We start from the raw sequence: 23498 nt of genomic DNA, 5'->3' as shown, positions 1-23498 counted from the left end.
GTCTGATAACAGCAGATGAGAGTTGATGTTGTTTCTCTTAGCTTATGCTAGCAGGATGCTGTATTCAATCACACCCTCTTATTATTCTGTTGACTCAGTGCATTTAGTCTAAATTTCCGAACCCGTCCTCACTCAAAAGTAAAACAGAGTAAGCATTATAGCTCTCGCTCAATGTTTATGGCACCATTTTGCTATGCTACTATTTTTTTAGTATTAAATTTTACATAGAGTTTAAAATTATTTTAGTTCAAGGCTTATATTGTAAATCTGATTAATATTAAAGTGTATATTAAATGAAAGAAAGACAAAAAATCACTAGGTTTGACGGAATATCAAAGTGGTTATCTAACTCAGTTAGTGAATCTGAAGATAAGCGGTACACACATCGTCTTCTCAAAGAAGATAAAAGCCAACGAGATATAATTCTCAATGAATTAATATTGATCGTTCAAAAAGCCCATGAAGATGCTCGATATCGTCTTCGTAAATTAGCAGGAAATTCTCTTGAGCCATTTGGGGATTCTTCAGAAAGTGATCCAAGCTATGGCTATCCTGAACGTCTTAATATTATATCCCGTCAAGGTTATTTTGGAGAAATATTTTCAGGAATCATTGCCGAAAATTTTGCTCCTTTTGGGCAGGTTGATTGGGAAGTTCCTGCGTTTCTTTTTCGATTTCATCTAGTTGAGTTTCAGCATTTAGAATTTTTAAATCAAACTGAAGAGATTGCAAAAAAGCGACCTGGACGTACAGGTGATGATTGTCTTGCTTTTTTACGTAACAGCGAAGGAGTAATTATTGCTTCTCTAGTTTGTGAAGCTAAATGTACAACTAATCATTACACAGAAATGATAGCTGAAGCACATAAAAAGGCAAGTGTACCACATATAAAGCCTGTTGATATTCCACAAATAATTGAGATTTTGGGGGATTACAATGATCTTTCTTCATCTGAATGGGTTGATTCTCTAAGAGTTTTATGGCTAGAAAAAGTTGATATAAATTATGAACGCTGCGATTTAATTAGTTATATTTGTGGTAAGCATCCTGTCGAAAATCCCACCTGGATATCTCCTGAAAAACCACACGAACAATATACAGCAGGAAGAAGACTCGAAGCAGTTGAAATTCATCTTCATGAAGTTAAAAATCTTGTTACAACTGTCTATAGTCAGCCAGCAATTTTAACACCTTCAGTAAATATTTCTATCCAGACAGTTCAACAACCAGATGATTCAGAGTTTGTTTTTGCAACCTCTGATGTCATAGTAGAGGGAGAAGTTCTGCAAAATGAGATGACTCAACCAAGTAACGAAGTCATTGCTTTAGCGACAGAACTACAAAATAGTCTGGCGGGTAGCAAGCTAACTCCAGCAATTGCAAAACTTTATAGCCAACATACCAGACTTCGCGCAGGAGGAAAGGGATTAACTGGGTGGCGAGAAGATGAAGCGGGTGAACGATTAAATGATGCTATGCGCCTTATTGAGGCTGCATTTATCCAGCGAGAAACTGGAGATACTAACTGGCGTAATCGAATGCTAAGGGCTGGTGAGTTATTTGAATGGCTATCTCATCCCCAACTAAACCCAGATATTTTACCAATTCGTTTACTTGCAGCAGCTGTGTATGAACTTGCTGGTTATCCTGCTAGGGCTGCGGGTTTACTCAATGAAGATATAAGTGAGGGAATAGAGTCAGAAATTCTACGTTCGTTGCTAAAAGCTGATTTTCCCAGTTTATTGCAACAGCTGACAGAATATTGGGCAACTGCAACATCATCAAATTTCCAAACTGAAACAGGTCTTCTTTGGGATGACACTGATACAGCTACTGACAGATTTAACAAGTTGATTGTTAAAGAAACTGCTAGTTCTTTAGGAATTTTATGTGCAAAGATGCGCTGGGGAAATGAACCAAGATTAGAAAGAGCTATTGAAAAGCTTTCTGATATTGCTAAGGTGCTTCTTCATGGACATGACACTTATTCTTGGCTTTTAGGAAAATTGTGCGCTGAAGTTACGTCTGTATATATACAAACGTCTTTACGACATCATCTAGAATCTCTTTTTCAGATGATCACTCCAAATGGTAGAAATTTCTTAGAACGTTATTTACGTCAAAGTTATAAAAAGTGTAAGGCTTTAGCATGGCGTTCTCAAATTTGTGGAATCGAACGACTAGCAACAGCAGAATCGTTTGCTCTTTGTACCCCTACAGGTTCAGGAAAAACAACAATAGCTGAAATTGCAATTCTGCAAAGCTTGTTCTTGGAAACAACAAATTCTAATAATTTTAGTACTTCAACTCCTTTAGTAATTTACTTAGTGCCAAGCAGGGCGCTTGCCACAGAAGTTGAATCAAATTTGTCTCGTGTTTTAAAGCATTCTACTAATAACAATGTTATAGTTACGGGTTTATATGGAGGTACTGACTGGGGGCCAACAGATGTATGGCTGACATCAGAACAGCCAACAGTTTTAATTTGCACTTATGAAAAAGCTGAAGCTTTGATGAAATTTTTAGGGTCTCTATTTATCCGTAGAGTATCGCTTATTGTACTTGATGAAGCTCATGCAGTTCAATTTGATGGTAATAAAGATTCTTTGCAAAAAGCTGAGAATAGATCCTTACGCTTAGAGTCATTAAGTTCAAGACTGTTTACTTATATAGAACAAAATAATAGCCGAATTATTGCACTATCTGCTGTTGCATCAGAAACAGAAGGTGCATTAGCAAGGTGGATAGAAAATTCAACTAATGCTAGCCCAACAAAAACAAATTACAGAAGTACACGTCAATTAATAGGGCGGCTTGAATGCTTACCAGGAAGAAGATTTGAAATACGGTATGACTTACTTGATGGCAGAAAATTAGAATTTCAAGAAGGTGGTCAAGCGGACACACCTTTTATTCCAAATCCTTTTCCGACATATCCTCTTGTGCCAAAAGGGAAAAATGAAGGAGTTGAAAAGAGGTTACGCCCTTATCTTTTCTGGGCAGCTATGCACTTAGCTGCACCAGATGAAAAAGGCCAAAGGCGTGCTGTTCTTATTTCAGTCACACAGTACCCTGGCGGTTATGCTGAAGACTTTCTAAATTTTTTGAAAAGATGGTCGCAAATAGAAATACCTTCATTTTTTCAAGAACCTATAGAGCCAAAAAAACTTGAGATTTGGCAAAAGTGTTTACGTTCATGTGAAGATTATTTTGGTACTAAATCCCGCGAGTATAAGCTGTTAGAGAAAGGAATCATAGTACATCATGGAAAAATGCCAGGTTTGATGGCTCGATTACTTATCGATGTCATAGATAAAAAAATTGTACATTTAGTTTTAGCAACATCAACTCTTTCCGAAGGGGTTAATCTTCCTTTTGAAACAGTATTAATTCCAAGTTTAAGACGTGGTACAGGAGAACTAAATATTCGTGAATTTGGTAACTTAGTTGGCCGTTCTGGAAGACCTGGATTTGGCACAGAAGGACGTAGTTTAATATTACTTAGTAATCCATCGACAGATTGGAGTGACAAAGAAGCACGTAAAAGATATTTATCTTTGATAGGAGAATTAGAGAATCAAACACAGGCAATTAACCCAAATGCAAATCCTCTAAGTCCTCTAGCAGAATTGCTGCTACGTTTGGAAGAACAATGGCAGCTAATTTCTATTTATAATAGACAGGATAATTTTTTAAGCTGGCTGGAAAAAACTGCACCGCTTAACCCTGGTAATAATCTTTCTGATGTATAATTATCAGCTATTGAAACTCTTGATTCACTGGATAGTATTTTATTGTCTGCCATTGTTGAAATTGAACAGCTAGAAGCTAAAGATTTAAGCCCTAATGAATTGGAGGAGCATCTGCAAAAAATTTGGCAAAGAAGCTTTGCTCATTACGCTAGCTACGAACAAAAAAGATTAGAAAATTTATTTATCAGGCGAGGTACGGTACTAAAAACAGAAATTTATAAAGATTTGTCACAGCGTCGGCGCTTGTATCGTACTAGTTTACCACCACGTGATGGTAATCAGCTTTTAACTCTCTATCCTAAATTTAAAAAACAATTAGCAGTGGGTGGAGATTATGCTATTTGGACAGTAGAAGAACGATTTAATTATATTCAAAATATAGTTAGTAATTTAAGCCATCTGTCCAAATTCAGACTGAGTGACTCATCAACAAATTTTTCTTGGAATGAAATATTGCACTGGTGGCTTGACCCCATTAAAGCAATAAAAAAACCAAAACCGACTCAAATTTCAAAATGGCATTCGTATATTAGTCAAAATTTTGGTTATCGATTTAATTGGGGTTTAGGAAGTGTTATTGCACTAGCGCTAGATGAAGCTTTTGGTGGCGAGTTAGTAGAATCATCATTGGAAAACTGGTCACAAACTGGGCTACCTTGGATTGTTTTCTGGATGAAAGAACTTATTGTATGGGGAACTTTAGACCCAGTAGCTGCATACTTGCTTGCTAAAGTAGAAGATGTAACAACTCGTAAGCAAGCTGAAGAATTAGCGCAAAGTTACTATCACTATATTAGCAGAAGAGAATCGGAACCAAATGAATATCTTAATGCAGTTAATATCAAAAACTGGGTAGAACAATCATTTTCCAGTGTTGAACGACATTTACTAACTCCCAAACCTGCTAATCAAATTAACGTCAATTTGCTGAAAGATTTCAGTAAGGCTCCAAGTAAAAATTGGAGAGTAGTACCAGTAGAAATTGGGGATGATATTCAATGGTTTGATTTAGCAGGATTTCCACTCGCAATTTGCCAAAAACCTGAAAAGTGGCAGTCTGATTTTCTAAATACCTACGACTTCATCCTAGATGCGGAAAATCGATTTGTTTCATCAAAGATTTATGTTTGACTCTTCAAGGGATGCTTTATCAGCAAAGGCTCAATATATGCTTCTAGAGTATCTTTAATTTTAGAAGGCTGACGAATTGGAGCGATCGCAGAATAATCCGGTTTTACTGTCCAGTCGTAATGGCGAAGCAGTGTGGAAAGCACGATTTTCATTTCCATTTGGGCAAATTCCATGCCTAAACATCTGTGCGAACCATGACCAAAACCCATTAGTGCTAAAGGATGTTTCTTATCTTCTTCACGAGGTGGTGCAAAGCGATCGGGGTCGAAGCGATCGGGATCGGTATACAGTTCTGGTAAACGGTGAGTCAACATCGGCGAGATAGTCACAAACCAACCAGCAGGAATGCGATAACCTGCATACTCAATATCCTTAAGAACGCCACGATTATAGGCATACACTGGCGGATAGAGGCGTTCTGCTTCTTTGAGGACATTGGTTAAATCTGGAAGTTGTTTGAGATGGGATAGGTTAAGGGGATTATTTCCCACAACTGCTAATTGTTCTTGGCGCAGTCGCTCTCGCCATTCTGGATGATTACCTAGTTCAAATATTACCCAACTGAGCAAGGAGGCTGTTGTCTCGTGTCCAGCAAATAGCAATAGCAATGCCTCGTTGATTATCTGTGCTTCGCTCAATTTATTGCCGTCTTCATCAACAGCTGCTAGCAGCAATCCCAAAACATCTTTTGATTCTTCTAAGTTACCTTGCTCGATACGCTGTGCGATCGCTTCATGCAAGAAAGCCACTAACTTAGCCCTAGCATTTTGACCGCGACCATATAAAGTAAAAGGAACATTCCATTTGAATATCGCCATACTGCTCTCTAGCAGTTGCGTAAACCACTGACTGGTTTGCTCAACTTCGCTCTTGTTCTGGCTTCCCAAAAAGAGACGAGTAGCAACCATCAGGGTAAGCTGGCGGAAATTAGAATTTAGAGGAATTGTTCTCTGTCCCCAATCTTTGAGGAAGTCTTGCACAATATTTTGGATGGTGTCGAAGTATGTAGCGATCGCTTTTCCGTGAAATGCTGGATACATTAAGCGACGAGTTAGCCGATGTTCTTCCCCATCTTGTAATAAAATATTGTTGCCAAATGTTGGTTCTAAGAAATACCACCCGATCCGTGACGACATGTGTTCGGCCTGTTCCACCAGCACTAACCGATTAGCATCAGGGCCAATTAAATAAGCACGTTTACGTCCCATAACGCTCGTCTTAAAAACGGAACCATGCTGCTGGAATCGTCGCCATACAAACAGGTCTAAATCTCGAAATATTTCCAAAGTCTCCCCTAAAATGGGCAAACCATAGCTACCAGGCATTTCTTCGGCTGATTTTAGCTGCTGCATATTTGAGTACCTCCAGCAGGAATTAGCTACAGTGTCTACTTAATTGTAAAGCGCAGTTAGGTTTTGCAAATCTAAATTACCAATCACGGTACAGTTTTTCTGCGTAGAACATAATCTCTTCATTTGGCAGTCTAATTTTTGGTTTTTGCCGAGTATACAAACTTTCAACTGCACCACTATCCTGTTCAATAACTGTGGCTGCTGCTTGTAAAACTGAGTTTTTAAACAAAAATTTCATCAAAGGATTGACGACTTTGGCATACATCAAAATAAATGTCTTAGTAATTTTTTCTGTTTCCGGGTAGAGAATATGAATTTGAGCAATATCACCAATAGGTGTTTTCGCAAAAAAAGCTGTAGTTGAAGGAAAAGCGTATTCTAGTCTGTTAGTAAGAGTTTTAGGGAAGATTCCCAAAACAGGATTTTTGAAAATTTCTCCTAGCGTGTTGTTGGCTCTCTTAAGTTCTTGTTTGACTGTGGCATAGTATCCTTTTTCTTCAAAAGAAATTACATCACAATATGTAATTTTAAATAATTCTTTATGAGTACCATTTTGGTGGTTATAGTCATAGTTAACCATCAGATTAGTCAAAAAATCACCCTGAATACTTTTATCCCCAGTTACTCCGATGAACTCGTAATTATCGACAATTTTATGATGCAAATCTGGGATGGGCAATCTTGGCTCAAATCCAGCATAAGTCCAGATGCAATCATCGCTAATAATTAACTCTAACGGTTTGGTAATTGGTTGAGTGTCTTTTTTATCTCCTTGCTGTAGTCTGCCTTGTCCATCAAATTCTAGTGCATGAAAAGGGCAAGTAATAGTATCTCTTTCTTGACAAACCCAGCCGTCTGATAAGGGTGCTTGCATATGCGGACAGATGTTATCAAGGGCAAACACTTCGCCTTTTTGGTTTTGCCAAATGACATAATCCTGTCCATTTAATGTGATTTTATTAGGTTTATTAACTCCCAATATAGATTTGTGAGCGATTAACCAAGGCGCACCAGGTAAAATTGGTTCCATTTTTCCTCCAAAATATTGATAATTTCTTGAAAAATCGCTAGATGAGTTAGTAAAACGTCACACAATCTTGAAACTTAAAAGTTGTAGACAAGCTGGTGTCGCCTGTCCTACATCACTCTTTTGAATGCAAATAGGGATAATTAAAGTCTTGTCTGCAATGGATGAATTAACACTGCCGGGCATTTGCTCGGCTCACTTTGGTTATTGCATTGCTGAATTGTGTAAACAACTAACTAATTTTTTAGTTAGTAAATATTAATTTAATAAATTTCATCTTCTATGTCAACTACTAACCAATTTTTTAGTTAATATATTTTCGTTATGATGATGGAGCAACGTGGGTCGTTCAACGCAGTCAAAATTCTCAGCTAAAAAGCCGCGTCAGGTGCGCGATGCAGAAGCGACAAAAAAGCAGATTCTCGATGCGGCGGAAGCAGAGTTTGCCAGAAATGGACTTCAAGGGGCGCGAACAGAAGCGATCGCTAGAGGTTCCGGTGTCACCACAGCGATGATTTACTACTATTTTCAGAGCAAGGAAGGGCTATATCAAGCTGTTCTGCAACGTCCTGTCGTGGAGATGCACGAAGGGTTTGAGCAGCTAAACCTAGATCAGTTCCCACCAGAGGAGGCGTTGAAGGTGCTTGTCAAAGGAGCGATCGCTTATGAAGCTGCTCACCCGCACAGAGGGATGCTTTGGTTTCAAGAAGCCAACCAAAACCAGGGAAAGTATTTCAAACAGGGGAATTGGCAAGAAAATTTTAGCTATCTCATCAAGATTTTAGAGCGGGGGATGGCGGAAGGCTGTTTTCGTCAGATCGATCCATTTCTCACCACTCTGCATATTATTGGGGTTTGTAATTTATACTTCAACGCTTACGAAAATATCAAGCATACTAGACCCGATTTGCAATTACTGAGTCCAGAAATGATTGAGCAGCATACTCAAGCAGCAGTTAATTTTATTTTGGCTGGTGTGCGACGTACTGGGGGCTAGAAATTGAATATTGGGAAAACTCTTTCCCATTAATAGTTGTGGATCACCAATTGGAACTACTCAAAAATAATCCCATATCTTCCAGTTACTTAGAATGGGATAGACATCATCTGATTAGCCCATTCCTCAGCAGTAGAAGCTTCCCAAACGAGGATGAGTGCTTCAATTGCATCACTGACTGACAAATTCTGCGAAAGAATCAAAATTCCAGAACTAGTTTTTGACATTATGAATTCACCAAACTCAGCAGGCATAGTTCTACGATCATGGGTCACGAGGACTCTACCATCCTGTGCTGCGATCGCCAATACCTCTGAATCTTTCTTACCTTCGAGCAATGCTGTATGAGCTGATTGGAAATCAAGATTTGGTTGTCTACGTATTGTGCCAGTTACAATCGCTTGGCGTAGGTCGGCATCTGCTTGAAATCTAACTGTTGTCATGCCTTGCTGTGCTTCTGCATTTGAGCAGCTTTTAACTTCTGATACAGAAGCGGATTTTTCTCTCTAAGGGACTGTTGCAATTTCTCAAACTCTTTTTCACCTTCTTTTAAATACGCATCAATTAGCTCTCGGTTGGCAAGATAAAAGGTAATAGCACCATAAACCTGCTCCAGCGAGAGTAATGGAAAGTTTTGGGTAATGCTTTCAGGAGACTCACCATTCAAAAAGGCATACACAACTGAATCGAGAGAGATACGAATCCCTTCAATCCAATATCCTCCATCTCGTTGTTCGATATATGGCTTTGCTCTCTTCAGTGCTGCTGTCATAAAACCACACCTCAAAAAAACTTCTTAACAAGATTATCAATAAATATGCGTAGGCGTAGCTCGTCGTAGACATCGCATTACGAATTTTGCGCAGTGCTACTAGCCTTCAACTTAGGATAAGCAATCCGTTTGTGATGAAATTGCTGCCAAACATCCACAAATATCTGGGCAATTTGTGACATTTCTTCTCGTGTTAGTCCTGAATCTACGAGTTGATTGTCTTGCCATTTGGCACGCAGGATATTATTCAGCATTATTAAAGCTTGTTCGGTAGAAACATCTTTAACCGATCGCTTTCCTTCTCCAGAGGGAGACGAACCGCGAAGGGGACGCTTACCCGAAGCCGATGCTTCGAGCGATCGCAGCGCCGCTTCGCAAGAATCTGCTAACATCACAATTCCTGTTTCCCGCGATTGGGGAATCGGGCCATCGTAGCGAAAATCTGCGTCGTCTACTGTTAAAGTTGGATCTTCCTGAGCCATTTGCTGGGCTTGGTGATGGAAATAAGCAATTAGCATCGTTCCCTGATGCTCTGGAATAAAAGCTTGAATTGCTGTAGGTAAAAGGTGTTTACGCGCCATCACCAACCCTTCAGTTACGTGCTTTTTGATAATTTCTGCACTCTTCCAAGGGTCTTTAATCTCAGTATCATGTTTATTCGGCCCCCCCATTTGATTTTCAATAAAGCCAAGAGGGTCATGCATTTTGCCAATATCGTGATATAGTGTGCCAGCCCTTACTAGTTCAACATTGCATCCTAGTTGTTTGGCAGCAGCTTCGGCAAGGGTAGCCACAAGCAACGTATGTTGAAAAGTTCCAGGAGTTTCAGTAGCAAGTCGTTTTAATAAAGGGCGGTTAGGATTTGCCAGTTCTGCTAGGCGGATTGGGGTAACTAAATCAAAAACTTTTTCTAGATAAGGACTCAAGCCTAAGGCAACAACACTCCAGCCTAAACCGGATAAAGCAAACAATCCGGCTTCTCGGAGGACGATATACCAAGTTGAACCAAATGCTTGACCAATTAAGATTTTAACAACCAGATAAATGCCGCCTTGAGTTAAAGCGATCGCAACACCTAATAATGCTAATTCTTCACGCGATCGTAATCGTTGTGCAATGTAACTACCTAATATTCCTCCCCCTGCACCAGCTAAAAGCGCAGCCTTGCTCATATCCGAGCTAATAGCTAATATCGGCAACAGCATTCCGACAACTGTTAACCCTAAAGTGGGGCCGTAAAAACTTCCCAATAATAAACCAAGGGCGCTCCAGGTGGTATAAGGCAATCCTAGCGTGATCACTCCTGGAACACTCAGAGTCAGCAGCAATACCAACAAGCGATCGCGTTGTCGCAATTCGTAATCTACATGCCGTTCTACCCAGACAAAAATGCCAATGGCGATCGCAATAACGCCTGCTAACTTCAGCAACGCCTGCCATTTTACCTCCCGGCGAATCAGGTGATAATGCTCCAGCACCTCAAAGTTCCATGCAGTAATTTGCTCTCCTTTTTTGACAATCACCTCACCACGCCGGATCTTCTCCATCACAGGCGGCACTCCAGCAGCAGCCTTTTGAGCGTTTTCTCTCGTTTGTTCTTCATCGTTTTGCAGATTTGGCTTGAGTACAGCTAACAACAGCTTCTTTGCCAAAGGTTCAGCGGATTCTGGTACAAAGGTCTGCAATTGTAAACTCACCGCATCTTGTAAAATATTTTTTGGCAGTCCATGTGGGATGCCTTGTGTGAGAATCCGCTCTGCGCTCTGATGGATTCCCATTTGTGTTCTTTCCCATTCCACATCTGACAAATCCAAAAAAAGAGATTCCTCGTATACTGCTTCTGAGGTAACAGTCTCTAACTGTAAAAGTTTGGTATTGGCCTGGGTGTACCTTTGGCGGACTTGAGAAATTAGGGCAATCAGTAAAGACAAGTTTTTCTCGGAAGTTGTAATGAGGTAAGATTCTAGCTCGGCTTTTGCTTGAGTAAAGTCAGTGTTTTGAGAAAAATCAACTGGCTCTGTTTTCTGTGGTGTTGGTGTTGTGCTCGGCTGGCGTTCCTGATTGGGTGCAGCTATTGATGATGGATGGGATGAGACGGCGGTTCGTCCCGTTATTTTCCTCTGCTGATTTTTAGTATTTTCTATAGCCAACAGCAGTGCTTGCCATTCCGAGTCAGGGCAAGAGCGGAGGTAACGTTGGCTAGAGATGGACAAAACTAAAGGATCAAAAAAAGGAAAAGCTCCAGCAACAGCGCGAATTTCGTTGCCATCATCCAGAAGTTGTTGCAATTTTCCGTTGATTTGTTCATTCATTTGCGAATCAACCATCAACACTTGTAAGGAGCTTTTACTAACAGCTTTGCGCTCGGCTTCTGTTTTTTTCTGATCTTCGATGCTAGCTGTGTAAGGGGCTGTAATCGTTTGGGGTGCGGGATTCCCTACTTGGAGTTGAGTCTGGTTGTATAATTTATGCCCCATAACGCCTGTGAGGGACAGTACAGCGATCGCTAAAATTACCAAGGAACGCTGTTCATGTACCCAATCTAAACCGATTGCATAAATACTACTTTTAGCTTTGAGCGATTTTGCTTTTGACTGGAGCGCTCTTTCTTGTTTTCGGAGATGCCTACGGCGGGCTACACCTACGCTTTTATCATTGGTTTTTGAGAAAAATAAGATTACATTCTTAAGGGCAGTCCTTAAAAGTTCCCTTCTATGGCTTTTGCTTTTGGGATTTCTCATTAACTTTCCCTTACGGCGTAGTCCTTTGTACTGTCGCCGCCAGTAAGTCAATTGCTGGGTTAAGAACTGCAAAAATTGCTGCATTTTCATGATTTCTGCCTGTAATTGCTGACTTTGATAGCTCAAAATAAGACAATCATCAGGGAAGTTTGATCTGCTGCTATTGCAACTACGGTGGCGGGGGGCTTTTTTGATTGCCGATTTGCCACAATAGCTACCTACAGAATTAGTCCGAGGGTTTGCTGAAAAATTCTAGTATATAAGACTAATACACTATAAGGTGATTCTGCCCCAAGTCTTGTTAATTGAGATGTTAGCTGGATTTGCGCCAAGCTGTACGACTTAGTTTTTTTAGTTATTGGCTAGATTGGTAATTTTCGGCGTTGAATACCCGCACCGTTGTTCGGTGAAATATAGGATTAACGCGACCGAATAACGCGAGGAGCTGCGTAAACTGAAAGCAAAGCCACCTCACATCCCTCCTCTGTTAATTCCCTTGGCTTTAAGGCAATATCATACACTCCTGACCATACCGCCACAAATGCATCGGTCAATTCTAACATTTGGGAAAAGCTAGTTAATCCCCATGTTGGAGAATTTCTCTGTAGCAGCAAGACTTGCCAATTTACGGGAATTCCGCTTATACCGTTATATGCTCCTGATAAAGCACCAGTAATTGCACTTATAGCGTGTGACTTTAGAGGCGTAGCATCTTGCACATTAGAATTGCTATTGTGAGTAGCCTGCAAAAGTGACAGGCGAAAGTCTTCCAAGGTACTCAAAAAGCAATAAAATGCCATAGCGATACTGTGACTGAGTTTTTCTTCTCTAGCAAACTCAGCTTGCGCTCTTGACAATCCAGCCCCTTGCTCTAACAAACTCTGAACTTTTAATAATTTTTTTGGTATTGATGTCGGCGTTTCTCCGAGAAAAGAAATTATTTGCGGAATAAGGGTTAAGGGGTGGAGTTTTTCAGTTAGAGCAAGAGCGATCGCATATCCTACTGCTAGTGTTCCATCACGTACTACTAGGTCATCTTCCCAGATATTGAGCACATGCAGCAAGTTTTGTCGGAGCTTAATCGGATTTTCGTGAAAAAAAAGTGCTACTGGTAGTGTGGCAATAATTATTTTTGTTGATATGTCATCAGCTGCGGCTATGTGAAGAGATTCTTGTTGCTGACGCCCTACCCAATCATCTAAATCTAATCTACCCAACGCAATCAAACTCTGGGTACCCAGAACCGCCATTCTGCCCAAATCTGAGTAACTCTGAGACTGTATTTTACCACCAGCGGCTAAACTTCCCCCCAGGAATGCTCCGAGTAAAGTACCTCTAAACCGACTTATAGGAGAATAACGCATATAATTTTGGATTTTGGATTTAATCATTAATCCAACGTGAGTTCGATAAAACTCTCAGAAGTCTTTTGATTCAGCCCATTAGGCAAAAACCATATGAGCCGTTGAACTCACATTAATCCAAAATCCGAAACCTTCAACTTTAAAATCGATTCATTTTTCATCTTTTCTTAAAAAATGTACTAAAGCTTGTAAGCCCAGCAAGTAACTTTGGACACCAAAACCACTTATTTGCCCGATCACTACAGGGGCGATGTATGAATGATGGCGAAAATATTCCCGACGGTAAATATTACTCAGATGTACTTCTACTGTGGGTAAGTTAACAGCAGCGATCGCATCTCGCAAGGCCACACTTGTATGGGTATATGCCCCTGCATTAATCAAGATTCCCTGATATATTCCTAATGCGCCATGAATAGTATCTACCAATATTCCTTCATGATTTGACTGCACAGAAAAAACTTTCGCCTGTATCTTGAAACCCTCTTCTTCTAACAGGCGGTTAATTTCAGCCAGTGTCAACGAACCATAAATTCCTGGTTCTCGCTGTCCTAGCAAATTTAAGTTTGGCCCATGCAGTGCCAGAATGCTTAAGGGTTGCAAAGTCGAGTTCAGCACTTTGGGTCTAGTGGCGACGACGCGAGCGGTCATTCACAGGAATCGGAATCAATTCCGGTTCCGGTTCAGCCTCTGGCCCTAACAGGCTTTCAATTAACCTACGTGCTAATTCCTTAACCTTTTCCAGCACCTTTTCTATATAGTCCATGAACTGACCGCTCCTGAGATACTACCTCAATTTTTGATTAACAGGTACGCAGAAAATGGCATATTTTCGCACCTCTGGCTTCCAACCGGGCTGATACACAATCCCGTGTTTGGGACATAAGCCACTTCTAAAATTTGGCGTTGTGTTTTCCCTTACTTTTTAGAGTATCACACTTGCAACCTACTGAACTGCATCCTATCAAGGATGAATATCAAGGGTCAAGAGTTAAGGATCGGACTTTGGACTCTTGACTTGCAATTAACCTTCTGTCGCCTTTTTTTTCGCAGTGGTTGTTGACTTAGCAGTTGACTTAGATTTAGAACTCGTTGATTTACTACTGCTTTTGCGAGTCGATTTTGCTGTCGATGCCTTAGCTGACAACAAGTTCAGCGCCTCAGCCAGGGTTATATTTTCTACCGTTTGACCTTCTGGGATACTCACATTAGTTTTGCCATGCTTGATGTAAGGGCCATAGGGTCCATCGTAGATATTAATTGTTTCCCCATCCTCTGGATGTGTACCCAATTCGCGTAAGGCTGCCTTGGACTTGCTGTTGGTGGAACTGCGTCCCTTTTTTGGCTCAGACAATAATTCCAATGCACGTTCTAAGCTAATTGTCAATACATTATCAGCAACTTTAAGGGAACGGTAATCTTTTCCCTCTTTACCCTGGTCATGAACCACATAAGGGCCAAAACGTCCTAAACTTGCTTGGATTTTGCCACTAGTGACTGGATGAACTCCTAATGTCCGGGGTAGTGCCAACAGACCAACAGCCATTTCCAGGGTAACGGTTTCTGGGGTAACACCTTTGAGTAGGGAGGCTTGTTTCGGTTTGGGGTTTTCGTCGGTTTTGTCACCCAATTGAACATAGGGCCCGTAAGCACCAATTTTTACATAAATCGGTTCGCCAGTTTCGGGATGCCGACCTACCTGGTCAGGGCCTGTGGTTTTTTGTCGCAGCAATACTTCTACCTGTTTGGGGTCGAGGTCAGCTGGTGTCAGGTCTTTGGGAATTGAGGCGGTGATAACTCCCTCACCATTTTCGACCTCAATATAGGGGCCATATTTACCAATGCGGACTTTGGCATCTAGATTCTCCAGTTCTACAGTCCTAGCTTTGGTGGCATCAATTTGACTTTCCCGTTCTTTTACCAGAGTTTCCAGCCCTTTTTCTCCCAGATAGAATTGCTGCAAGTAGGGTAGCCATTTCGCTTCACCTGTGGCAATGTCATCAAGGGTTTGCTCCATCTTCGAGGTGAAGCTGGGATCAACGATGTCCGGGAAATGTTTTTCCAGCAAGTCGGTGACGGCGAAAGCGGTGAAGGTAGGAATGAGAGCGTTACTCACCAAATGGGCATAACCCTTGTCGATGATGGTGCCAATGATGCTGGCGTAGGTACTGGGACGACCGATACCTTCGCTTTCCAAGGTTTTCACCAAAGTCGCTTCGGTATATCTAGCTGGCGGTTGGGTTTCGTGCCCGACGGCTTCCAATTCTGTACAATCCGGATGATCTCCCACTTTCAGATTGGGCAAAATTACTTCCTGATCTTCCAGTGCTGCTTCCGGGTCGTCTGAGCCTTCAACATAGGCACGTAAGTATCCTGGAAATTCAATCCGTTTGCCAGAAGAACGAAATCCAGCGTCCTCAACTTGCAATTGCACGGTAATTTGAGTTTGCCGGGAATCAGCCATTTGACAGGCGACAGTCCGCTTCCAAATCAAATCATAAACGGCAAGTTCTCGACCGCCCAAAGCAGTTTCTTGGGGGGTACGGAAGGTGCTACCCGCTGGACGAATTGCTTCGTGCGCCTCTTGTGCGCCTTTGGATTTGGTGGTGTATTGCCGAGGCTGGGGACTGAGGTATTGTTGACCGTAGAGCTTTTCTACACAACTCCGAGCAGCTGCGATCGCTTGATCTGACAAATGCACCGAATCTGTCCGCATATAGGTAATATACCCCTGCTCGTACAAATTCTGGGCAACCCGCATTGTGTCACGGGCTGAGAGGCGCAATTTCCGGTTAGATTCTTGTTGCAGGGTTGAGGTGGTGAACGGTGGCGCAGGTTTGCGCGTTACTGGGCGTTCCTCCATGTCGGTAACACTCCAGGTTTTCCCAATTAGGCGTTCCTTGAGCGCTACCGCTTGGTCTTCGTTGAGCAGCAAGACATTGCGACCTGCGGTAATTTGTCCGGTTGTTGCGTCAAAATCGCTGCCGTTAGCGATTTTGGTTCCTGCCAATGTGACCAACTGGGCAGCAAAGGGGGTTTTTTCCTTTGACAAACTGGCTTTCAAATCCCAGTATGTACCCTCATGAAAAGCACGGCGTTGGCGTTCCCTAGTGACTAAAAGCCGCACGGCTACAGATTGCACTCGCCCGGCGGATAATCCCCAGGCGATTTTTTTCCACAGCAGTGGAGATAGGGTATAGCCCACCAGTCGATCTAAAATCCGCCGCGTTTCTTGGGCGCGAACCAACTGCTCATCGATATTGCGGCAGTTTTTCAGAGCTTTTTTGATCGCCTCTTGGGTAATTTCGTGAAACACCATCCGTTTAGTCGGAACTTTCGGCTTCAGCAATTGGTATAAATGCCAACTAATGCTTTCACCTTCCCGGTCTTCGTCCGTTGCCAGGATCAGTTCATCTACATCTTTGAGGGCGTCTTTGAGCTGGGTAACAATTTTCTTTTTGTCTTTCGGGACAACATACACCGGTTCAAAGTCGGCGTCCACATTCACCCCTAGCTGCGCCCATGTTTCCCCTTTGACGCTAGCGGGAATTTCACTAGCCGACTGGGGTAGGTCACGCACATGACCCATAGATGCCTCCACCCGATAGCCTGATGGCAGGTAGTTGCGAATGGTGCGAGCTTTGGTTGGAGATTCGACGATGACGAGAGTTGACATGGAAATTTCAATAAAAAGAAGAGCTACTAAGCTAAACAGTCAAATTGAGGTAACTTTTGCAAATTGTCAAGATAAAAGGTCACGCTTAGGGCAGTGATTTAATCCTCACATAAACTGCCTGCTTGGGATAAAATCTGCTGAACTTATGGCCCAGTATGTCCCAGAGGTTAGGGGAGGGGAACGCTGGGTGTGAAGTTCCAGCTATTTCAATCTTTAACTTATCTAACGCATAATTGGCGACTAAAGTTTTCAAAATACCCCGCAAGAAGTGTAATTTCATTGGGGAATAGGGAATGGCGAGTGGAGACAAGGAAAATAACCAATGCTCAATGCCTAAGAGCTTGTGCCAAAATTAAATCAAATTTGAGAGCAAAAGCGAAGTGGGGTTTGTACCCATGTCAGGAAAGCAAAACCATGCGACCAATTCGTCAAGGTTATGTAATCTTACTGCCTGTGCAGCAAATTTAAGGACAAAAAATACCTCACTTAACTTTGGCAAAAGGCAAAGTTACAGGGCACAAGCATCGCATTACTGAGGGAAATGCAGAATTATACGAGAAAGATAGCACACTCTATTTACGTGTGTTTTCAGAGTCGGCATTGCTTGCCCATGAGGAGCATAAAGCTATTTCTATTCCCCAAGGTGACTGGATGGTGAAAATTCAACGGGAATATGAGCCTTAAGGTTGGCGTTATGTCGCTGATTGAAAAGTTAACGCCTGAGCAAGAGGCTTTAATTCCAGTTTATCGCCAGAAGTGGAGAGCGATCGCGCTTTCAACTGAGCGGATTGATAAAGAAAAGGTAGAGGAAGTTGTTAAAGCTGCATATACAGCTATCGGTAAACAACAGCCGGAAATTATTTTTTGTAACAGTCTTGATGCTGGTTTAAAAATTATTAAAAAACAACATAATAAATTAAATTGGAATAACATAAACTTAAACAACAAGTTTATTAACTACATTTATTCAAATTTGACTAATACGGGTTTAAATTTTTCCTATCAAATAAATACGCAAATAATTAGGCAATTAACTATTTTTTAACGAGGTTTTATAGCAGTTCTCACTTGGGTACAGTACAGTTTTGACCTCTCTCCAAACCTCCCTCCTACAAGGAGAGAGGCTTTGAGCGTTACTCCCCAACGCTAGTAGGGAAGGGTCTGGGGGTTAGGTCTGTATTCCATGCAATTGGGAACCGCTATATTACAGTAGAATATGTATTAGAAGATAAATTAAAGTCTCAAATTAAATCTAAAATCATTTTAGACCGTCTAGCCAGAATTTGCCAAGAATTACAAGCTATTGAATTAGATTTTTGGCATGAATACACGCTATTAAAAATTGATGCTGATGTTGAGGAAGAACCAACTTACGTATTAAAAATGACTTGCCATAGTATAGGGTTTATTCACGCCTTGTGAGTTCCACCGAACATGAACTCAGCGCGTGAAGCAATTCGCTGGGTAAATTGGGGAATAGAACCAGAAGAATTTGCTATGCAAACATAATGGCTTAAGGGACTTTCCGCATTTAGAAATTGTTCATGTAGTTAAAAGATTCTCACATGTAGCTGTTTTTTATACAAACTAAAATAGGATTATACTGTCCTAACCGTGAGTTAAAAACAACAAACCCCTTGAAGTCTAAGGATTTCAAGGGGTTTGTTGTGATGCCAGGAACCGGACTTGAACCGGTGACACGAGGATTTTCAGTCCTCTGCTCTACCAACTGAGCTATCCCGGCTGGGGCTTTTGTGAGCCACGATTAATAAATGTAGCAAACATCAAAGAATATTGCAAGGCCTTGGAGAAAAATAATTTATGCAGCTTTCAGTCTCAGCTTGAACCAGATGAAAACGGCTACAAATAGTAGAAACTGCACAAGAACAATACTCGGGCCAGAAGCAAGGTTGAAAATACCTGAGACAATGATGCCAGCAATGCTGCTGATGGAACCAACTATCACTGACATGACTAGAAAGCGGCTAAAGTGGTGACTCATCAGTTTGGCGGTAGAGGCGGGAATAACCAAAAAGGCGTTGACTAGTAAAACACCGACAGCTTTAATCGCTACAGCAACGGCGAGTGAAAGCAAGACCACAAAAACATAGCGGTACAATTGCACAGGAATACCTTGAACTTGCGCTACATCGGGATTAAGGGTCAATAAAATTTGCTGCCGTAGAGTTGATAGTAAAAATATGCTACCTCCCACAAGTACCAGCAGCGTCAAAATCAAATCTGTGGTATTGATCGCCAGAATATCGCCAAACAGCACAGCCATCAAGCTGCCACGATATCCTTTTATTAGACTGGTAAGAATTATACCGATCGCTAATGCCCCAGATAGCACTATGCTCAATACGCTATCGCTACCTAAGTCGGTTTTGTCGATAAAGTAGAGGACAATAACGCCAAAAACTAAGGTAAAAGGTAACAGCATCCAAGTAGGATTTACTTGTAGCAGCACGCCTAACGCCACACCTACTAATGCTGCATGACCAACCGCGTGGCTAAAAAAGGACAACTGGCGCAAGGTGACAAAACTACCCAACATCCCGCCAAGTATTCCCATTAACACAGCACCTACGATCGCACGCTGCATAAAGGGCAACAAGAACAACTCTACCAAGTCATTCCTATTTGCGATCGCAAGCCAAGCTATCTGACAATCATTGAAGAAATCTATAATTACTAGCATCTTTCATTGTTTAATTACGAATTATTTTAATGTTGATGCTGGTAGCGACTAAAACCTGGGCCATAGGTTGCTAACAGGTTTTGCGGTGAAAGGGCAATTTCTGGCTTACCAGTACAAACAATGCTTTGGTTTAGGCAAAGCACGCGATCGCAATGGCGATTTACCATATCAATATCATGAGAAACTTGCAATACTGTCCAACCCTCCTCACGCTTTAATTCATTTAGCAAAGCGTAAAAGTCTGCTGAACCTTGCACATCAACACCAGCAAAGGCTTCATCTAGTACCAACAGTTTCCGAGGCATTACCAGACAATAAGCCAATAAAACCCGCTTGAGTTGACCACCGCTAAGGGTACCAATAGCTTGATGCTGTAAATGATAAGCATCGGTTCGTCGTAAAGCTTCTACCACTGCTGCCGATTTTTCGTGGTCTTGTCTCCACAGCCTGGAAAAAAAAGAATCCCCCCTTTTACCTTGATTCACCCATCCCAGTCCCACTAATTCGCTGACGGAAATGGGAAAGCTGCGGTCAAAGATGAAATTTTGCGGCATATAGCCCAACAAATGACGTAAACGCCCCAGTTTTGCAATTGGGCGACCCAATATTTCAATCGTACCAGCCCTTCGAGGTATCAAATCTAAAACCGCTTTTACTAGGGTACTTTTACCAGCACCATTGGGGCCAACTATGGCTGTATCTGTTCCTGGCAATAATTCAAAGGAAACATCTCGAACAGCTAGATAGCTGCCTTGATAGACAGTTAATCCTTCTACTTTCAAAATAGCAATGTCATTGGTCATTGGTCATTGGTCATTGGTCATTGGTCATTTGTAAAGGACAGCTAGCAAACTTATTTACACGCCGTTTCTAGAGTTTGCAAGTTAGCTTTCATAGCCTTGAAATAATGCTGTGGTTCTGTTGCGCCAGTTTCTAATGAATCTAGCGTCTGCAAAGTTAATTTTAAATCTTGAGAGAGGCTGGTTAGTAATTTGTTATCTACTCCTGGTTCACTAAATAAAGCCTTAACTTTGTACTTATTTACGGCATTGACTGCATTTTGCACATCCGTTGGTGAAAGTTGATCTTCGGGAATTTGCACCACAGCAACTTGCTTGAGGTTATAGCGTTTAGCTAAATACGGAAATGCATCATGGAAGGTAATAAAGGTGCAACTAGGAGTTTTCTGCAAAGTCTGCTGAAATTCACTATTTAAACTTTCTAATTCTTTAATATAAGCCGCAGCATTGGCCTCATAAGTACCTTTATTTGCCGGATCGGCAGCAATTAATCCATCTCGAATATTAGTTACCTGCTGTTTTGCCAAAACTGGATCTAACCAAACGTGCGGATTCCCTTGGGTGTGTTCATGGTCGTGGTCTTTTTCTTCTTTGGCCGTTTTCACAACGGGTGAAATTTCATTTAAAGGTTTAATACCTTGGCTAGCATCAATTTCAGCTAATTTGGTGTTCTGGGCATTTTTGACAGTATTTTTTAGAAACTCCTCTAAACCTAAACCATTTTTTACTAACACATTCGCAGTTGCGATCGCTTTGACATTTTCTGGTGTCGCTTGGTATTCATGTACCTCCGTACCAGGTGGCACTAGTATTTCTACATCTGCTACATTTCCAGCTACTGCCTTAGTAAATAAATATATCGGCAAAAATGTCGTCACTACTTTCGTTTTTCCCGACTGTGGCTGTGGGGTAGAGACAGCTTCCTGTGCTTGCGGCGACTGTTCGGAAGTTCTTCCCTGATTCGGATTCGATTCGCTACAGCCAGTAGCCATTGACAACATTAGCACAGCAATTATGGGCAAGATGCGGCTTCTTTGCCTGCCTGTTCTAAGCTCTCTGTAATTCACAATCACGCTCTTTTCTCCTCAAAACGGATGCTGATTCTGCCTGTGTCACAAACCGTATTGGCAATGAGACACAATTTTATATTTTAGACTATAATAATTCTCATTCTCATTTAAGATACATAATATCATTCTGAGTTTCCTGTGTAATGAGTAACAACAAAACTGTTTCAGACGGTACATCTTAGTTTTCCCTAAATAATTAGGATCTCTTGACTTTTTTTGTTAAAAAGTTTGCTTACTTCTGATAAGATTACTGACAAATATTTTCATAAAATACACGTTTTTTCAACGTGCTTTGGGTGTGAATTGGAGATCAGTGTGAGGAGAAAAATGCAAAAATTCTGTAGATATCTGCTAGTTAGTCCAGCAGTCTGCGGTGTAATGTTATTTGTAAATACTGCTACATTTGCAGGTGAAATATCCGGTAAATCTGAAATTAATCAACCGCAAGTTTTAGCTAATCGAGACACAGAAGTTCAGAACATAGCGCCAGATCAGACAATAGGGCAAGTTACCTCTGTGTCTCAATTTTCCGACGTACAACCCACCGACTGGGCATTCCAGGCATTGCAGTCCTTGGTTGAGCGTTATGGCTGTATTGCAGGATATCCAAATAGCACTTATCGGGGAAATCGAGCATTAACGCGATATGAGTTTGCTGCTGGTTTAAATGCTTGTCTTGATCGCGTCAACGAACTAATTGCTACAGCCACTGGCGATTTAGTTAATAAAGAAGATTTAGCCACATTACAAAAGCTGCAAGAAGATTATTCAGCCGAACTAGCGACACTCCGAGGTCGTGTAGATGCAGTAGAAGCACGCACTGCTGAATTAGAGGCGAATCAGTTCTCAATCACAACCAAACTGCAAGGACAAGTTGTCGCAGTTGTCAGCGATGTTTTGTCAGGAAATACAGTCAACGGTGCGGAAATTACAGATGAAAATACAACTTTAGGGGTACGAGCACGGGTAGAACTTGTGACCAGCTTCACAGGACAGGATACGCTGTTCACCAGAATCCAGGCTAATAATATTCTCAGCCCTAACATTGGTACATCAGAGGGTAACTTATTCTTTGCTGGCGAGGATGGTACTACTAATGCTGCGATAGATGCACTGTTCTACAGATTTCCCTTGGGCGAAAAAACACAGGTTATCGCTATTGCTAACGCAGGTGCAGCAGACGACCTTACCACCACTGTCAATCTCTTTGATGGTGATGGGGCGTTTGGTACTTTGTCCACCTTTGGTACACGCAACCCCATTTATAGCCAGATAGGTGGCGCGGGGTTGGGAGTAACCCACGAGTTCAGTGACAAATTAGCACTCAGTCTAGGGTATTTGAGTGGTACAGCGAATGACCCTACACCCAATAATGGTTTGTTTAATGGTTCTTACGGTGCACTGGCACAGCTGACTGTTAAACCAAGCGATCGCATTACTGTTGGTTTAACTTACATTAATTCTTATAATCAACCACTACTCACGGGTAGCAATGCAGCAACTCTCACGCCCTTGGATTTAGATGCCGATGGTACGCTAGATTCCCGATTTTCCAGCAATTCTTATGGTGTGCAAGCATCCATTGGCATCACTGATAACATCGTCTTGGGTGGTTGGGCTGGATACACCAACAGCCGTACCTTGACTGGCAACCGTGGAGAAGTTGATATTTGGAACTATGCCGTTACCCTCGGCTTCCCTGACCTCGGTAAAAAAGGAAGTTTAGCCGGTATTATTGCTGGCGTGGAACCTAGATTAACAAATTCTAACATCGCAGGATTGGATAGCGATCCCGATACATCCTATCATCTTGAAGCGTTCTACCAGTATAAGCTGAGTGACAATATCACCATTACTCCAGGAGTCATCTGGTTAACATCCCCAGATCACAACAATAACAATGATGATGTTGTTATTGGTGCACTAAGAACCACATTCAGTTTCTAATTTTTAAAATCTTAAAAGAAGACGCAAAGGATAAATTTGCGTCTTTTCTTTTGTATGTAGTCTCAAAAATAAAACTCAAACCTAACGCCAAGCCACCCGTGACAGGTTAAGTAAAAGTGCATTTTGTCAATCAGCTAAAATACTCAAAAGCCAGTTAGTGAAAATGAT

The 23498-nt window shown here is 41.6% G+C and carries 18 protein-coding genes and 1 tRNA gene; 6 read left to right on the top strand and 13 right to left on the bottom strand.

Translation table 11 applies throughout. From position 1 onward, the window contains the following. Positions 1–293 precede the first annotated feature (293 nt). Together ACEYW6_RS30695 and ACEYW6_RS30690 are read left to right on the top strand one after the other, a co-directional pair. Positions 294–3752: a DEAD/DEAH box helicase gene (locus ACEYW6_RS30695; RefSeq protein WP_412982753.1), complete on the top strand. Its 3459-nt coding sequence runs from the start codon at positions 294–296 to the stop codon at positions 3750–3752. A 42-nt stretch (positions 3753–3794) separates the two neighbouring features. Beyond that, a complete protein-coding gene (locus ACEYW6_RS30690; protein WP_412982752.1) occupies positions 3795–4883 on the top strand; it encodes a hypothetical protein in 1089 nt (362 codons plus the stop codon). On the opposite strand, the gene ACEYW6_RS30685 is transcribed toward ACEYW6_RS30690, so the two are convergent. After that, positions 4874–6235 carry a cytochrome P450 gene (locus tag ACEYW6_RS30685; RefSeq protein WP_412982751.1) on the bottom strand — a complete coding sequence of 454 codons (1362 nt, stop codon included), beginning with the start codon at positions 6233–6235 and terminating at the stop codon, positions 4874–4876. The genes ACEYW6_RS30690 and ACEYW6_RS30685 overlap by 10 nt on opposite strands. 76 nt (positions 6236–6311) lie before the next feature. Then, a complete protein-coding gene (locus ACEYW6_RS30680; protein WP_412982750.1) occupies positions 6312–7265 on the bottom strand; it encodes a Rieske 2Fe-2S domain-containing protein in 954 nt (317 codons plus the stop codon). Between the two features lie 337 nt (positions 7266–7602). Here ACEYW6_RS30680 and ACEYW6_RS30675 point away from each other — a divergent pair, with 337 nt between their 5' ends. Beyond that, positions 7603–8259, top strand: a complete 657-nt coding sequence (locus tag ACEYW6_RS30675; RefSeq protein ID WP_412982749.1) for a TetR family transcriptional regulator — start codon at positions 7603–7605, stop codon at positions 8257–8259. Positions 8260–8348: 89 nt separating this feature from the next. Here ACEYW6_RS30675 and ACEYW6_RS30670 read toward each other — a convergent pair whose 3' ends face one another. The 7 genes from ACEYW6_RS30670 to topA form a co-directional block, all read right to left on the bottom strand. Next, the gene (locus ACEYW6_RS30670; RefSeq protein WP_412982748.1) at positions 8349–8702 is read right to left on the bottom strand and encodes a DUF5615 family PIN-like protein; all 354 of its coding nucleotides are present in this window, start codon (positions 8700–8702) and stop codon (positions 8349–8351) included. Further along, a complete protein-coding gene (locus ACEYW6_RS30665) occupies positions 8699–9031 on the bottom strand; it encodes a DUF433 domain-containing protein (RefSeq protein WP_412982747.1) in 333 nt (110 codons plus the stop codon). The genes ACEYW6_RS30670 and ACEYW6_RS30665 overlap by 4 nt, the downstream gene beginning before the upstream one ends. A gap of 77 nt (positions 9032–9108) precedes the next feature. After that, a complete protein-coding gene (locus tag ACEYW6_RS30660; RefSeq protein WP_412982746.1) occupies positions 9109–11862 on the bottom strand; it encodes an HD family phosphohydrolase in 2754 nt (917 codons plus the stop codon). Between the two features lie 329 nt (positions 11863–12191). Next, a complete protein-coding gene (locus ACEYW6_RS30655; RefSeq protein WP_412982757.1) occupies positions 12192–13136 on the bottom strand; it encodes an ADP-ribosylglycohydrolase family protein in 945 nt (314 codons plus the stop codon). A gap of 150 nt (positions 13137–13286) precedes the next feature. Further along, positions 13287–13787 carry a type II 3-dehydroquinate dehydratase gene (gene aroQ, locus ACEYW6_RS30650; protein ID WP_412982745.1) on the bottom strand — a complete coding sequence of 167 codons (501 nt, stop codon included), beginning with the start codon at positions 13785–13787 and terminating at the stop codon, positions 13287–13289. Further along, complete coding sequence (locus ACEYW6_RS30645) at positions 13762–13902, bottom strand: hypothetical protein (protein WP_167407621.1); 141 nt, start codon at positions 13900–13902, stop codon at positions 13762–13764. Before ACEYW6_RS30645 ends, aroQ begins: the two co-directional genes overlap by 26 nt. 258 nt (positions 13903–14160) lie before the next feature. Next, on the bottom strand, positions 14161–16812 hold the full coding sequence (topA, locus tag ACEYW6_RS30640; RefSeq protein ID WP_412982744.1) for a type I DNA topoisomerase: 2652 nt from the start codon (positions 16810–16812) through the stop codon (positions 14161–14163). 492 nt (positions 16813–17304) lie between these two features. Here topA and ACEYW6_RS30635 point away from each other — a divergent pair, with 492 nt between their 5' ends. Beyond that, complete coding sequence (locus tag ACEYW6_RS30635; RefSeq protein WP_412982743.1) at positions 17305–17496, top strand: hypothetical protein; 192 nt, start codon at positions 17305–17307, stop codon at positions 17494–17496. After that, on the top strand, positions 17486–17857 hold the full coding sequence (locus ACEYW6_RS30630) for a hypothetical protein (protein ID WP_412982742.1): 372 nt from the start codon (positions 17486–17488) through the stop codon (positions 17855–17857). Before ACEYW6_RS30635 ends, ACEYW6_RS30630 begins: the two co-directional genes overlap by 11 nt. 626 nt (positions 17858–18483) lie before the next feature. Here ACEYW6_RS30630 and ACEYW6_RS30625 read toward each other — a convergent pair. From ACEYW6_RS30625 to ACEYW6_RS30610, 4 genes are all read right to left on the bottom strand, one after another. Further along, a tRNA-Phe gene (locus ACEYW6_RS30625) sits at positions 18484–18556 on the bottom strand. Between the two features lie 75 nt (positions 18557–18631). Next, complete coding sequence (locus ACEYW6_RS30620) at positions 18632–19513, bottom strand: metal ABC transporter permease (RefSeq protein ID WP_412982741.1); 882 nt, start codon at positions 19511–19513, stop codon at positions 18632–18634. Positions 19514–19539: 26 nt separating this feature from the next. Further along, a complete protein-coding gene (locus ACEYW6_RS30615; RefSeq protein ID WP_196509976.1) occupies positions 19540–20316 on the bottom strand; it encodes a metal ABC transporter ATP-binding protein in 777 nt (258 codons plus the stop codon). Positions 20317–20366: 50 nt separating this feature from the next. Beyond that, on the bottom strand, positions 20367–21314 hold the full coding sequence (locus tag ACEYW6_RS30610; RefSeq protein WP_412982756.1) for a metal ABC transporter substrate-binding protein: 948 nt from the start codon (positions 21312–21314) through the stop codon (positions 20367–20369). Positions 21315–21710: 396 nt separating this feature from the next. Between ACEYW6_RS30610 and ACEYW6_RS30605 the strand changes: the two genes are divergently transcribed. Beyond that, positions 21711–23330 carry an iron uptake porin gene (locus tag ACEYW6_RS30605; protein WP_412982740.1) on the top strand — a complete coding sequence of 540 codons (1620 nt, stop codon included), beginning with the start codon at positions 21711–21713 and terminating at the stop codon, positions 23328–23330. Positions 23331–23498: the final 168 nt, after the last annotated feature.

Origin of the sequence: Nostoc sp. UIC 10607 (genome assembly GCF_047228265.1) — a bacterium.
GTDB classification, from domain to species: Bacteria; Cyanobacteriota; Cyanobacteriia; order Cyanobacteriales; family Nostocaceae; genus Nostoc; species Nostoc foliaceum_A.
Note: the sequence above shows the minus strand (reverse complement) of the source record. Positions and strands in the feature narration are given on the sequence as shown.

Coding starts and splice junctions, on each gene's coding strand:
- ACEYW6_RS30630 (WP_412982742.1), top strand. CDS start 17,486: ATGAGCCTTAAGGTTGGCGTTATGTCGCTGATTGAAAAGTTAACGCCT.
- ACEYW6_RS30695 (WP_412982753.1), top strand. CDS start 294: ATGAAAGAAAGACAAAAAATCACTAGGTTTGACGGAATATCAAAGTGG.
- ACEYW6_RS30645 (WP_167407621.1), bottom strand. CDS start 13,902: ATGGACTATATAGAAAAGGTGCTGGAAAAGGTTAAGGAATTAGCACGT.
- topA (WP_412982744.1), bottom strand. CDS start 16,812: ATGTCAACTCTCGTCATCGTCGAATCTCCAACCAAAGCTCGCACCATT.
- ACEYW6_RS30610 (WP_412982756.1), bottom strand. CDS start 21,314: ATGTTGTCAATGGCTACTGGCTGTAGCGAATCGAATCCGAATCAGGGA.
- ACEYW6_RS30680 (WP_412982750.1), bottom strand. CDS start 7,265: ATGGAACCAATTTTACCTGGTGCGCCTTGGTTAATCGCTCACAAATCT.
- ACEYW6_RS30660 (WP_412982746.1), bottom strand. CDS start 11,862: ATGAAAATGCAGCAATTTTTGCAGTTCTTAACCCAGCAATTGACTTAC.
- aroQ (WP_412982745.1), bottom strand. CDS start 13,787: ATGACCGCTCGCGTCGTCGCCACTAGACCCAAAGTGCTGAACTCGACT.
- ACEYW6_RS30665 (WP_412982747.1), bottom strand. CDS start 9,031: ATGACAGCAGCACTGAAGAGAGCAAAGCCATATATCGAACAACGAGAT.
- ACEYW6_RS30655 (WP_412982757.1), bottom strand. CDS start 13,136: ATGCGTTATTCTCCTATAAGTCGGTTTAGAGGTACTTTACTCGGAGCA.
- ACEYW6_RS30685 (WP_412982751.1), bottom strand. CDS start 6,235: ATGCAGCAGCTAAAATCAGCCGAAGAAATGCCTGGTAGCTATGGTTTG.
- ACEYW6_RS30670 (WP_412982748.1), bottom strand. CDS start 8,702: ATGACAACAGTTAGATTTCAAGCAGATGCCGACCTACGCCAAGCGATT.
- ACEYW6_RS30605 (WP_412982740.1), top strand. CDS start 21,711: ATGCAAAAATTCTGTAGATATCTGCTAGTTAGTCCAGCAGTCTGCGGT.
- ACEYW6_RS30615 (WP_196509976.1), bottom strand. CDS start 20,316: ATGACCAATGACATTGCTATTTTGAAAGTAGAAGGATTAACTGTCTAT.
- ACEYW6_RS30620 (WP_412982741.1), bottom strand. CDS start 19,513: ATGCTAGTAATTATAGATTTCTTCAATGATTGTCAGATAGCTTGGCTT.